9 protein-coding genes are annotated in these 13,543 nt (G+C 68.3%); all 9 read right to left on the bottom strand.

Annotated features, from left to right (window positions below):
• Positions 1 to 11: 11 nt before the first annotated feature.
• Complete coding sequence (locus tag GGR03_RS10760; protein WP_183207803.1) at positions 12 to 1,364, bottom strand: hypothetical protein; 1,353 nt, start codon at positions 1,362 to 1,364, stop codon at positions 12 to 14.
• Entirely contained in the window at positions 1,361 to 5,050 is a 3,690-nt protein-coding gene (locus GGR03_RS10765) for a hypothetical protein (RefSeq protein WP_183207805.1), read from the bottom strand. The genes GGR03_RS10760 and GGR03_RS10765 overlap by 4 nt, the downstream gene beginning before the upstream one ends.
• Positions 5,051 to 5,087: 37 nt before the next feature.
• On the bottom strand, positions 5,088 to 5,747 hold the full coding sequence (locus GGR03_RS10770) for a hypothetical protein (RefSeq protein WP_183207807.1): 660 nt from the start codon (positions 5,745 to 5,747) through the stop codon (positions 5,088 to 5,090).
• A 428-nt stretch (positions 5,748 to 6,175) separates the two neighbouring features.
• The gene (locus GGR03_RS10775; protein ID WP_183207809.1) at positions 6,176 to 6,562 is read right to left on the bottom strand and encodes a hypothetical protein; all 387 of its coding nucleotides are present in this window, start codon (positions 6,560 to 6,562) and stop codon (positions 6,176 to 6,178) included.
• A gap of 360 nt (positions 6,563 to 6,922) precedes the next feature.
• The gene (locus tag GGR03_RS10780) at positions 6,923 to 10,393 is read right to left on the bottom strand and encodes an efflux RND transporter permease subunit (protein WP_183207811.1); all 3,471 of its coding nucleotides are present in this window, start codon (positions 10,391 to 10,393) and stop codon (positions 6,923 to 6,925) included.
• Positions 10,390 to 11,574, bottom strand: coding sequence for an efflux RND transporter periplasmic adaptor subunit (locus GGR03_RS10785; protein WP_183207813.1), 1,185 nt, complete (start codon positions 11,572 to 11,574; stop codon positions 10,390 to 10,392). The genes GGR03_RS10780 and GGR03_RS10785 overlap by 4 nt, the downstream gene beginning before the upstream one ends.
• Before the next feature lie 84 nt (positions 11,575 to 11,658).
• Entirely contained in the window at positions 11,659 to 12,273 is a 615-nt protein-coding gene (locus tag GGR03_RS10790) for a TetR/AcrR family transcriptional regulator (RefSeq protein WP_246367805.1), read from the bottom strand.
• Positions 12,274 to 12,393: 120 nt separating this feature from the next.
• Complete coding sequence (locus GGR03_RS10795) at positions 12,394 to 12,834, bottom strand: MarR family winged helix-turn-helix transcriptional regulator (protein WP_425486706.1); 441 nt, start codon at positions 12,832 to 12,834, stop codon at positions 12,394 to 12,396.
• Between the two features lie 108 nt (positions 12,835 to 12,942).
• A complete protein-coding gene (locus tag GGR03_RS10800) occupies positions 12,943 to 13,542 on the bottom strand; it encodes a hypothetical protein (RefSeq protein WP_246367806.1) in 600 nt (199 codons plus the stop codon).
• Between the last annotated feature and the right edge of the window lies 1 nt (position 13,543).

Consider the following 13,543-nt stretch of genomic DNA (forward strand, 5'->3'; position numbering starts at 1 on the left):
TCCTCCCTGCCTCAGATGTCCGCGACGATGGCGAGGTGGTCGCTGGTGCTGCGGATGCGGCCGTAATTGTTCCAGCCGCGGAACGCGCCCTGGCGGCCGGCGCTGAACGGCGGCGCCTGCGCGGCGGGGGCGGCGAAGGGCACCCCTGCCATGCGGATCGGCAGGTTATAGGTGCCGACAGGGGGATTGCCGGGCACAGGGGGGGCGACGCCGTTGTAGCGGGAACCGACGATGCCGTTGAGCACCGTGACGTTGGCCGGCCCAACAGCCATGAGGCCGGCACCGTAATTGGCGAGGATGTTGTCGATGGAATAGAAGTTCTGGATGATCGTGCTGCCGACATAGCCGTAGCCGGGGTAGTAGTCGGTCTGCGCGTTGGTGGTCCAATAGGTGGCGCGACTGGTCCGCTTGATGTGCGTGCCGAAATAGCCAAGCCATCCGTTCAGCGGTGCGGGCGGCCCACCCGGACTATCGATGCCGAGCGTGTATCCACTGCCTTCCAGCGCGTCATAGCTGTCGCTGCGTGTTCGTGGTGCGTCGTTGTCCAGAAGATTGACGTTGAAGTCGCCAAGGACTACCCGCACCTCGTTCGCGGCGATGCCGTCGGCCACCTCAGCGAGATCGTCGAGCGCGGTAAGATAGGCGCCGGCGCCGGCATTGGCGGGCGAGTGGATGCAGAACAGTGAAATGTCTCGCACGACGGGCGGCGCGCCAGCACCGGACATTTCCGCGAAGGTTACCCAGTAGGGCCGGCGCAGCGCGGCGAAGTTTTTCCCCATGCCGGCATTCGCATGGGCTGCCGCGTAGGTGAAGCCGGTGGCAGCCGCGAGCTGGTTCTGCGCCGTCCCGGTGTTGAGTGTGCCGGCGGGTACCGCCGCAGCTGGCAGCGCGCCGACAAAGGGCGCGGCGTAAGCGGCAGTGGCGGGAGCCGGCGCTGCCGGCGGCACGGCCGGCCCGACGCCGCCCGGCCAGAGCCAGGGGCCGGTGAAGATCAGGTTGGTGCTGTCGAAATACACCGCCACCGCCTCGCGCGGCCCGGTCTGCAGCGGCGGGACGAGCATCCAGTTGGGGTTGGCAGTCACGGCCCGCAGCGCCGTCAGCAAGGTCAACGCCCCGGCTGGTCCGTTGCCGCGCGCGAGAACGCCAGGTCCGTCATAGCCGGTGGCGACCTCGACGATGACCACGATGTCCGGCCGCGAGACGGCACCCCCTGCCGTTATGCCCCAGTGCGTGTTGATGTAGTTCAGTCGCTGCACCGAGGCCTGGTTTTGCTTCAGGGCGCCGCCGCGCTGCCGCTTGAAGCTGGGATTGGCAATCTTGTTCGAGGCGAATTTCTCGATGTTCCAATAGAGAATCCGGGTCATGCCCCTGGCTCCCGGGTCGCAACTTCTTCAATGGCTCCCGCCGTGCGCACCGGGCCGGCGATCGTCTCCCCGGGGGACGCCAGCAGCCGCGGCGCGCCCTGCCTTGGGGCACGCTCCTCGATCCGCGTTGTCTTCTGGTCGGCGACATAGGCAGCGTACCAGCCGAGGCTGCCGTTGCCGGAGGGATCGCCGAACAGGAAGAAGTTGATCGTCGCGCCCGGCGGCAGCTTGGCGAAGCCGAGAAAGGTCAGGCCGACATTGTTCAGCCGCAGCGTGAAGGAGAGCCCGGCCGTGGTCACCGCCTCGCGCCGCAGCACGAGGCTGTCGATGGTGAGTTTCATCACCCCCTGGATCGACATCAGCTTGGCGCCGGGTGCCGCCCCCGGCAGCGAGAGGCCCACGAAGACCGCCGCCGTCGCATCCTGCGCGCCCGAGCTCGGGGCCCATGCGATGAGAATGCGCGAGGCAAATCCCGCCTGCGCGACAAGCCCGCCGGGCGAGCCCATCGTGACCTTGTAGGCGATGCCGTACCAGGGCCCCGACAGCGCCTTGATCTTCGGCTCCACCGAGACCGGCAGGAAGCCGAAATCCACCGCTCGCTTGTCCTCCGGCCCGGCGATGAACTCGTCGACCTGGAGCGCGAGATCGGAGAACAGGCTGTGTGCCCGCGGCTCGCTCGATCCCTGATCGAGCGCCAGCTTGCCGGCCTCGAACGAGAACGTTACGGCGTTCGGCGCGTCGAGCGGCGAGGCCATCGTGAGCTCGAGGCCCGAGAAGCTGAGCCCTGTCGCCGGCGCGGTGCGCGGCGCCTCCGCCGGAAGGCCGAAGGACAGGAGGTCGCAGTCTTCCGTCGCATCGCCGGCCTTCGCCGCAAGAATGGCGAATTCTAGCGCGCCGGACATCAGGAAGCGGCTTCGCACCGTACCGTCGCCGCTGTTGGACAGCGTGTTGAACACCACCCGCTGGATCGCCACCGAAGGCAGCACGTTACTGTCGAGCATCAAGCGGGTCGTGGCATTCTGCTCGAAGACGTAGACGCTGGTCGCACCCTGGCGCTGATAGCTTCCCTTCAGCACGACGGCGGATGCCGGCAGCTTGCCGACCGAGCCGTAGGCGGTGGTGACCGGCGATAGGAACAGCGCGTCGAGCGTCAGCTGCACCCGGCTGCGGAAATCGACGAGCGCGGCGTTGCGGAACAGCGCCTGGAGCTGCAGCACCTGGAAGCCGAAATCGCCGTCGGTGCGAAGTGCCAGCGGCATGTCGGGATTGCCGCCCGCCTCGACATTCGCCCGGTAGGCCGGCAGCTGGTAGTCGATCAGGCCGAACAGGCTGCTCGGCGCCTCCATGGTGACGCTCGTGCCCGAAACGGTCACCCGGCTTGCCGTCGCGCCGAAATGATGGGCGCGGAAGAGCGTGAAGTCGATCCCGGCGACGAGGCCCTTGATCTGGTCCGGAAATCCGGAGGGGTCGACCTCCGCCGCCAGCACGATGAAGCCCTGCCAGTTCGCGTCGGTGACGATGCGGGCGAAGTCGTCATAGAGCGTGTTGCCGCTCTTGGCGGCGGCGATGCCGGCCTCGAGGTAGTCCTGCAGGTAGCTGGAGAGCCCGGTCAGCGCGATCCCCGGTTCGACGCCCTGGCCGGTCACCGAGAACGTCTCGGTGCCGACCCATTTGCCGGGGTTCTGCACCCGCTCGAGCAGCGAGCCGTCGCAATATTTCATGATCAGGATGTTGCTGTAGGCGGTGGCATTGAGGGATTCGCCGACGGCGGCCGTTATCCGCCAGCCGCCGATCACCACTTCGCGGTCGAAGAGCGCCGTGCCCAGCTGCGCTGCGGGCGGGTTGGCCGGCGGCGGATTGGGCGCCCCGAGCTTGGCCGGGTTGACGATCACCGCCATCAGCTGGTTGGTCTGGAACAGGCTCTGCAGCTCCGGGGCGAGGCTCTCGAAACCGAAATCGAGCGTGCCGCCCGCGGCGTCCTGCGAGCGCGCCAGCACAACCGTCTCGTAGAGCGCCTCGCCGCCGCCGTCCGGAATTTCCACTTCGGCATAGAGCCCCTGGGGCGTCGTCGCCTGATGAACCGTGGCGGCCGTCGGCGTTGCCAGCCGGCTCAGCCGCGCATTGCGCAGCGCCGTGAGCCGGGCGGTGCTGGCGGCGCCGAGGATGCGCTTTCGGGTCGACGATAGGATCTGGCTCTCGAAGCCGCCGTAATCCTCTATCGGGCTGTCGGCGGCGAGCGTGCCGAGCCCTGCATAGGGCGGCAGCGGCACGAGCAGCAGGCCGCCGTCGCTGCCTGCCTGGGCGATCGGAGAGGGCGTCGCCAGCGGCGGCAGCAAGGGCGTCGCATCGTTGGCGGCGTTCTGGGGCGGCGCATAAAGCGGGCTGCCCGAGGGCTGCGCCAGATAGCTCGCATCGCCCGAACTGCCGTTGAGCACGGCCGCCCAGGCGGTCGCGTAGGTATCGTCGAGCACCGGCTTGTCGCTCGGCGGCGCCGAGAGGCTGGCCTGCGGAAACGGGAACACAGGGGCATAGGCCGGCTGGTCCGGCAGGAAGCGCAGCCGGTCGTAGGAACCCTGGGACTGGAAGGGCGCCAGCGCGATGCGCTCCGTGCCGAACAGGCCGGCGAGCAGCGTCAGCGTGGTGCCGGCCTGCGGGTCCGTCGGCGCGAGGAGGCCGAAATCACCGGCCGGGGTCAGGCTGACCCATTTGGTCGCGGCGTTCTTCGGGGTAGTCGGCTGCAGCACCAGCGCCCCGCACCAGGGCAGCGGTTCGCCATTCCCGTCGATGCCGTTCAGCGGCACCAGATCGACCGCCTGACCGGTCGGCGTGCGATACCAGCTGGCAATCTGCGTCGAACCGCTGCCGGCCAGTGCGAACAATGTCCGCAGGCGCCCCTCGGTCGGCACCGACAGCGGCGCCACCCGGTTGAACAGGTCGAGCGGGTCGACCGCGGCGGCATAGGAGAGGTCGGAAAGCTTCGCCCCTGACACGATCAACGGAAAGACGCCGCAGCGATCGCCCTTGGTGGTCCCGTGCAGGAAGCGCATTCCGGTCGAGAGCCCATCGATCGTGTTGTGCGGCCCGGCCCGGGACAGAGCGCCGGCCATCGTGAACGAGCCGCCATGCGGGCCGAGGAAAGGCAGGCCTGCGCCGCCCGAAACCGAAGGCGGTTGCGTGTCGTCCTGGGTGTTGAACACCACCTTGCCGGATCCGGCCGTGCCGAAGACCAGGCCGCGCGCACCGATCGTGACGACCGTCTGGTTGGGGACGGAGAGGGTCAGCTGCCCCACCGGCAGGTTGAAGTCCTCCCCGGTCGAGATGCTTCCGCCGCCACCGTCGAGGAAGGTCACGGCGCTGGCCGCCGGTAGGCCGAAGACCGGGCCCGCCGGGCTCGCGAGCCAGACCGCGGCACAGCCGAGGAACACGCCGGAGTAACTGCCAAAATTCTGGTTGAGCCAGTCGATCACCGCCTGGGCGTAGGTCTCCGCCTGCTTGTTGTCCGCAAGGGTCGGAGCGCCGGTCGCGAAGAGATAATGGCCGCTCATGAAGCTGTCGGCGACGGAGAGGGTCTTCGGCGGCTTGGACTGGGTCCAGACGAAGCCGATCCAGCCCGGCGCCCCGCCACTCGCGTCGAGGGCGTAGAGCCGGCTGTCGAGGATCTGGCGGAACAGCGGATCGTCGCTCATGCGGGCCTCCCCGCGAGAGACGGTCCGCCACCGGCGATCAATTGTCGGGGGGCGGCGGCAGCGACCATTCCGCCATCGAAGCGGCGATCTGGGTCGGCGGCGTCGTCGCGGTGGTGATCGTCGCCTGCAGGAAGAGCATGCCGGGCTGCAGCGTCGTTGGAATGGTCAGCGTGATCTTGGCCCCCGAATCGATGCTCACGTCGCCCCCCTGGATCTTCGACGGGAACGCCTGCTGCGGCGAGAACTGCGTCGCCGTCAGCGTCGCGATCGGCGTGCTGCCACTGACGAACTGGAACTGCACGATGTTCGCCGCTGCCCCGCGCACGACCGTATGGGCGGAGAGCTCGCCATTGATCACCTGGGTGAACTCGGCGAACACCGGGTCGGCCTCCGCGGTCCAGGTGATGACCGCACCACGATAGGGCGTTACGGTGCCGGCGCTGGTCGCCGTGACATCCGCCTCCACGGACGAGATCAGCGGCGGTGCCTGCAGGTCGAGCGTGACGCTGCCGGTCGCGGAACTCGCGCCGGCTTTCACGTCCAGCGAGAGGCTCGGCTGCGCCAGCGTGAGGCGCTGCATGGCGATGGCGACGCCGTTCAGCGCCGCGGTGACCGTCGCGTCGCCCCGGGCCGGGTTGACGCGCGCCGTCAGGACCAGCGGGCCGATGGTCCGCGAGTCTTCGTTGGCGGTGCCCACGGATGCCGGCGGCCCGAAGGCCCGGACCCGGCTTTCGAGCGGGGCGGGAGGCGGCGGCGCCGGGGAGGCGGGAAGCGCCCGGCCTGGCACCGGCGAGACGGACGTCGCCGGCTGCGCTCGGGCGGGGGGACTGCCGGCACTGTTGCATAGCAGGCCTCCTGACAGCGCGATGGCGAGGGCCGACCTCCCGATCACCCGCCGGAAGGCGTTTTTCCAGGCCGGATGCGGGCGCACTTCAATGCGACCCAAGAACCCCGCCGCCCCCGGGCCGCGCCTGCGATCGTAACCGAGGCCCGGGGAGGCAAAGTCCTTGGTGCGCCCGGACGCAGGCGCAGCTAGACGTCGAGCATCCGGGGGATCATCCCCCCGGGCCCCGTTCGTTGGGATCGCGACGGTCGACCGCGCGACGGCTGGCCATGTCGCCGGCCTCAGCTCGTGGAGCTCGACGACAGCGTCCAGGAGGCAACGGTTGCGTTGAAGGGGATGCCTTGCGGCGCCGTCGGCGTCACGACGGTCAGCGACGCGACAACCGAGCCGGCCTGACCCGACGTCGGGATGGTCAGGGTAAAACTGCCGCCCTTCTTGATCGTCAGCTGCCCGCCGACGATGTCGTAGGGAATCTCCGCTGTCGGTGTGAACTGCGTCAGCGTCGTGCTCCACAGCGCCACCGAGCCGTTGACCAGCGACACGGTGGCGTTCTGCCGCGCGTCGCCGGTCACCGTCGTGCTGATGGTCAGTTGCGGGCTCAGGACGAAATTGATCACGAGCGGAGAGGCGGCGGCCAACTCCGCGCTGAAGGCTTCTGCATGTGACACGAGCGCAATCTCCCGACAGTCAAGAAATTCAACTGGCAGGCGATCTCCTGTCCCAAATCGCCCGCACGTGCATGGAAACATGGGACTTGCTCAGTGACAACGGGGGCCGATGGAGAAAGTAGGATTTCGACTAAGGAATATCTTGGGAGAAGCCAAAGAAGCGAGCAACATCAACGATTGCTGCAGTAGAAATTTTCATGACCTAACGGAAAGTTGAACGCATCGGGACCGGAGGGTTGCAACCCAGGCGCGAGAATCGTTGGCTTCCGCAGCCGCTTCACGCCGCGCCCGGGCGAGGCGCACCTCGCCAGGGCAGAACCTGCCGGTCCTGCCCTGCTGACCCTGGGGCCGGCGCTCTCGTTATTCTGCGGCGGGCTGGAGTCGGTCGTCCCGATCGGGCTTTGCCCGCTGCGGAAATTCGGTGACGCGTTGCCAGCTGGGCCCGAAGAGGTCCGGTTCCGCCGGCCTCGCCGGATCGACCGCCATCTCGGCGCCGTGCGCTGCGCCGTCGCCGGCCTTGTTCGGCTTCAGCAGCCATTTGAACAGCCGCCCCACCGCATGGCTCAGGTCGTCCATCAGCGTGTAGACCGAGGGGATGAAGACCAGCGAGAGCACGGTCGAGACCAGCAGGCCGCCGATCACGGCGATCGCCATCGGCGCGCGGAACTCGCCGCCTTCGCCCGTCGCCATGGCCGCCGGAACCATGCCGGCCGCCATGGCAAGCGTGGTCATGATGATCGGCCGCGCGCGCTTGCGCCCCGCGTCGATGATCGCCTCCGTCTGGCTGACGCCGTGCTTCTCCTGCTCCACGGCGAAATCGACCAGCATGATCGAGTTCTTGGTGACGATGCCCATCAGCATCAGGATGCCGATGACGACAGGCATCGAGATCGCCGTATGGGTCAGCAGAAGGGCACCGACGACGCCGCCCACCGAGAGCGGCAGCGAGGCGAGGATGGTGATCGGCAGGAAGAAGCTGCCGAACAGGAGGATCAGCACGACCAGCACCATCATGATGCCGGCGCCCATCGCCGAGGCGAAGCCGGCGAAGACCTCGCCCTGGATCTCGGCGTCGCCGACCTCCTGGACCCGAACGCCCGGCGGCATGTCCTTGATCGCCGGCAGGGCCATGATGACCTCGCTGCCCTGGCCGATCTCGTAGCCCGGCATCATCGAGGTGCCGACCTTGACCAGTCGGTCGCGATCGTAGCGGTCGATCGTGGAGGGCCCCTGGCCGAAGCCGATGTCGGCGACGCTCTCGAGCGGTACGGAGGCGCCGCTGCCGGTGGTCACCCGCAGGCTGCGGATGGTCGACAGGTCCTCGCGCGCGTCCTCGCGCAGCTGCACCCGGATCGGCACCTGGCGCGTGCCGACATTGAACTTGGCAAGGTTCGCCCCGACGTCGCCGATCGTCGCGACCCGCACCGTCTCCGAAATCGTCTCGGGCGCGATGGCGAGGTCCGCCGCCTCGTCGAGCCGCGGGCGGATGCGGATTTCCGGCCGGGCGAAGGAGGCCATGGCGGAGGGGTTGGCGAAGATCGGATCGCGCCGCATCTGGCTTTCCAGATCGGCCGCTACCGCCGCCACTGCGGCGCCGTCGGCGCCGAGGATGCCGACCGACAATTCCCGCTCGCCGCGATCGTTGACGTAGAACGAGCGGATGTCGGGGATCGCCGCCAGCCTGTCGGCGATGACCGGCTCGAGGTCGCCCTGGCTGCGGGTGCGCTCGAACTTGCGGGTCAGGTTGATCGTCAGTGCCGCCCGCCGCACTTCCAGCGTGCCGGTGGGGCTCGACCCGCCGATCACGAGGACGCTGCGCACTTCCGGCAGTTCGCGGATGCTCGCCACCGCCTTGTCGGTCACGGCGCGTGTCGTCTCCAGCGTCGAGCCGGGCGGCAGCTCGAGCGACACCACGATGCGGGAAGCATCCTCCTTCGGAATGAACCCGGTCGGCAGATATTTCACGCTGTCGATCGCCAGCGCGAACAGCGCGATGCCGGCAATCAGCGTGATCCAGCGCCAGCGCACCGTGGCGCGCAGGAAGCCCGTATAGGCCCGCATCAACAGGCCGTCATGCTGCTCCTCCGGATGCGGCATGCCGATATAGGCGAACAGGATCGCCAGGACGACGGCGCCGCCCATGACCGCGAGCGAGAGTTCCGCCGCCATGTCGAACGTGACCGTGGGCAAGGCCGCGGCATAGGCGGCGACGGTGGCGAAGAGCGGGTTCTCGGCCGCGGCACCCGGCAGCGCCGCGAGCGCGAAGAGCAGCCCGATGGCAATACCCGCGAGCGGCGCGGCGAACAGCAGGTTGCGGCGGAGCATGCGGCCGAAGCTCGGGCCGGTCGTGGCGTGCGGATGGAAGAAATACGCCGCCATCATCGGCGTGATCAGCCGCGCCACGAGCAGCGAGAAGAACACCGCGACCGCGACCGTCAGGCCGAACTGCTTGAAGTACTGGCCGGCAATGCCGCCCATGAAGCTCACAGGCGCGAACACCGCGATGATCGTCATGGTGATGGCGATGACGGCGAGGCCAATCTCGTCGGCGGCTTCCATCGCGGCCTGATAGGGCGGCTTGCCCATCGCCATGTGGCGTTCGATGTTCTCGATCTCGACGATCGCGTCGTCGACGAGAATGCCGGTGACCAGCGTGATCGCGAGCAGGCTGACGAGATTGAGCGAGAAACCCATCAGGTCCATCGCCCAAAATGTCGGGATCGCCGCCAGCGGCAGGGTGATGGCCGCGACGGCCGTCGCCCGCCAGTCGCGCAGGAACAGCAGCACCACGATGACCGCGAGCAGTGCGCCTTCTGCCAGCGTCTCCATCGCCGACTCGAAGTTGCCGTAGGTGTAGGTGACGCTGTCGTCGATCTTGGTGAACTGCACGTCCGGATTGGCGGCGGCCAGCTGGCCGACCTTTCCGGCCGCGAGGTCCGCGACGGTCGTGTCGCTGGCGCCCTTGGACCGATAGATCGAGAAGGCGACCACCGGCTGGCCGTCGAGCCGGGCGAAGGAGCGCGGCTCCTCCCAGGAGTCGGCAACCTCGCCGAGTTCGCTGAGCCGGACCTGCCGGCCACCCGGCAGCGACACCTTGGTGGCGCCGAGCCCGATGACCGTGTCGGCGGAGGAGAGCGTGCGGATCGCCTGTTCCTGGCCGCCAAACTCGCCCCGGCCGCCGGAGAGGTCGACATTGGTCGCGCGCAGCTGCCGGTTCACGTCCGCCGCGGTGATGCCGAGCGCCGCGAGCCGGTCGGGGTCGAGGCGGACCTGGATCTCGCGCTCGACACCGCCCATGCGCTCCACCCGGCCGACGCCGTTCAGTCCCTGCAGGGCGCGGATCACCACGTCGTCGACGAACCAGGAAAGCTGTTCCGGCGTCTTGCCGGGCGAGGAGGCGGCATAGGTGACGATCGACTGGTTCTCGACCTCGATCCGCTGGACGATCGGCTCGTCGATCGTGCGCGGCAGGTCCGAGCGAATCTTGGCGATGGCGTCCTTGACGTCGTTTGTGGCCCGGTCGACGTCGATTTCCAGCCGGAATTCCGCTGCCGTGACGGACGAGCCGTCTGTGATCGTCGAGGTGACGTGCTTGAGGCCTGAGATGCCGGCGATGGCATCCTCGACCTTCTTGGTGACCTGGGTCTCGAGTTCCGACGGCGCGGCACCGGACTCGGTGATCGTCACCGATATCACCGGCACGTCGATATTGGGGAAGCGGGTGATCGGCAGCGTGATGAAGCTGACGATCCCGAGGGCGATCAGCACCACGAAGAGGAGAATCGGCGGGACCGGATTGCGGATCGCCCAGGCGGAGAAATTCCAGTTCATTGCCGCACCTCGGCCGACTGCATTTCGCTCGGGGTGACGCGGTCGCCATCGCGCACGAAGGTGCCGGCCAGAGCGACAACCGACTCGCCTTCCGCCAGCCCGTCGGCGATCTCGACCTCGCTGCCGGTATTGATCCCTATCCGGATGGGCCGGCTCTCGATCGTGCCGTCACGCACGACCTGGACGACCGACTCGTCCCCATCCGTCACGACCGCTGTGTTGGGCAGCACGATGCCGCGGCTGCGGGCGATCTCGATGGCGCCGCGGGCAAAGCTGCCGCTGCGCAACAGGTCCGAAGGCGGCAGCGCGACACGCACGCGGCCGAGCCGCGTCGTCTCGTCCACGAGCGGCGAGACCAGCCGCACCGTTCCCTCGATCGGCTCGCGCGTCCCGGGCAGGGTCACCGTCACCTTCTGGCCCTTGGCCAGCGAATTCAGCACCGACTCGGTGACCTGGGCATCGAGCTCGATGAGATTTTCGCGGGCGATCTCGAACAGGCCGCCGCCGGATGCCGACGCGATGGCGCCCAGCCGCGCGGCCCTGGACAAAACCAGACCTGCGGTGGGCGCGGTGATTACCGCCTTGGACCGCTTCAGCTCCAGCTGCCGCCGCTCGGCGAGCGTCAGCGCCTTGTCGGCCTCCGCGACCGACACGCCCTGATAGGCGCTCGCGAGGCGTGAAGCAGTGGCCGCCGCCGCGGAGATGCGCTGGTCGAGCACGTCACGGCCGACAATGCCCTTGTCGGCCAGCGGTCGTGTCCGCGCCAGGGCGGCGTCGGCCTCGACCTTGGCCGATTCCGCCTCGGCGATCTGGCTCTGCGCCTGCGCCAGGGCGGCATCCGCGCGGGCGACCTGGGAATCGTTGCGGGCGAGGTCGGTCTCGATCATGTCGGTCTCGAGCCGCGCCAGCACAGCGCCGGCAGCAACCGTGTCGCCCTCGTCGGCGAGCAGTTCCTCGATGCGCAGCCCGTCGACCTCGGCGCCGACGACGACGGTCTCGCGCGGCACCAGCGTGCCGGTGACGACCACGGTCGAGACGATCTCGCGCGCCGTCGCCTTGACGACGGAAACACTCGGCGGCTGCGGCGCCGTTGCGGCGGGAGCCTCGCTCTCCTGCGCCGTGGCCGCGCTGGCGGTCAGGCCCGCAAGCACCAGCAGCAGAACCGGGTATCGGACGAACATGGCGGCCTCACTGGCGGGCTATCCCGCAATCCAAAGTCTCGAAATCGCCGGATGCGCCGGCAGTCATTCTGCCCGAATGTTCCGTCAGGACACGCCCAGCAGCCCCTGGACCACGCGGCGCAGATACGGCTCAATCGTCTCGATGTCGGCTTCGTCCTCGATCTGCAGGCGCATCACCAGGCCGTCGCCGATGGCAAACAGCACCGTCAGTGCAACCGCGATATCGATGCCCGGGTCGATTTCCCCGCTCTCCTGCGCGCGCAGCAGCGCGGCCTGGAATGCCCGGCGCACCTCGGCCTCGATCTCGTGGAAGCGGCGCCCGAGCGCGGTGTTCCGGATGCTTTCGGACCAGATCTCGACCATCAGCCCGCCGGTGTCCGGATCGAGCGTCTGGCGCAGATAGTCCATGCCCACCGCGGTGATGCGATCGACGAGGCTGCCCTCGCCATGCAGCGCCGCCACGCAGGCCGCCGCGTCGACCCGCTCTTCCTCCGCGATCGCTTCGATGATCGCGTCCTTCGACGGGAAATAGCGGTAGAGCGCTCCGGGGCTCATCTGCGCTTCCGCACAGATCTGCTGCATCGACGCGCCGTGGAAGCCCGCACGGGCGAAGCAGGTGCGCGCCGCCGCCAGCACGTGCATCCGGCGCTGGTCGTGGGGAGTGGGCGCTGCTTCCGCAGCGGAGGAGACGGCAGACAAATGCTTGACCTACGGCGCTGCGACAGAGGAGAGAGCGAATGATCGTTCTCATAACTCAACCCGGGCTCGTCGTCCATCCCCGTCGTCGTATCGGGAGCCCCCGTCGCATCCCCCAGAGGCCTACGACAGCGCAAGCAGGTCAGCCCGCAGTCGGGCAGGATCTGTCTCCGGCAGCAGGCGGTCGATCGCCTCGTGGGTCTCCCGCCAGGTCGGCATCGCTGCTGCCAGTGCGTCCTGTCCCGCCTCGGTCAGCCGCAGCCGGCGGCTGCGCTTATCCTTCGGATCGGGGACCGCCTCGACCAGCCCCCGCCGTTCGAGCGGCTTCAGATTGGCCGTCAGCGTCGTGCGGTCCATGCCGAGCAGCGGCGCGATGTCGCTGATGCGCGGCGGCGCGGGCCGGTTGAGCGACATCAGCAGGGAGAATTGCCCGCTGGTGATGCCGTGCGGGCGCAGCGCCTCGTCGAAACGGCGGGCCAGGGCCCGGGCGGCCCGTTGCAGATGCAGGCAGAGGCAGTGATCGCGGACTTCGATCGTGACGGAAAGGGGCAGATCTTCGCGCATGGCCATCGGCAGAAATATGTTGACATCAACCAAAATGTCAACCGGCGGGTGCCCTGTCATTCTGCCGCAGTAGGCGGAAGCGCTGCAGGAACATCCGGCGCCCGCCCCTCACTGCGGCGCTGGCGTGTCCTTCGCAAGAGCGGGATTGCGCCTATAGCCGGGCCCCACCGTCAGCGGCTGCTCCGGCACGACGTCGTCGGCCATCTGCGACCGCACGGCAAGCTCTTCCTCGAAGAGTACGGCGTTGTCGCCATTCTGGATCAGCCGGACCGTGACCTTGTACGGCCGGTCCTTCTGGACGCCTCGCACCGGCGGCGTCCGCAGCGAATAGCGCTTCGTTCGCGGGTTGAGTCGCTCGCTCACCCGTATCTGGGGACCGCCGGCCGGATCCTCGAACTCCGCCTCGATCAGCGACAGGTTTCGCACCGGCTTCTGGACCTCGGCCGTAAAACCGTAGAACACCTCGGCGACGCGATAGTTGAAGATGAAGCCTGCGCCGGCGATTTTGAGATAGGGCTTGTCTCCCACCGGCTCGCGGATCGCGAGTCCGATCACGAGCAGGACGGCGAGGACGCCGAACGCGCCGACGACGATGTGGGTCAGCCCAACCGGGCGAGCGCGGCGATGTCGGCTGCCGCGCCCCGCCGGCATCGCGGCACCGGCGGTCCCGCTCGGCCGCTGCTGGGAATATCTGGGCGCTGATTCCATG

It is taken from the genome of Aurantimonas endophytica, assembly GCF_014196845.1.
Taxonomy (GTDB): domain Bacteria; phylum Pseudomonadota; class Alphaproteobacteria; order Rhizobiales; family Rhizobiaceae; genus Aurantimonas; species Aurantimonas endophytica.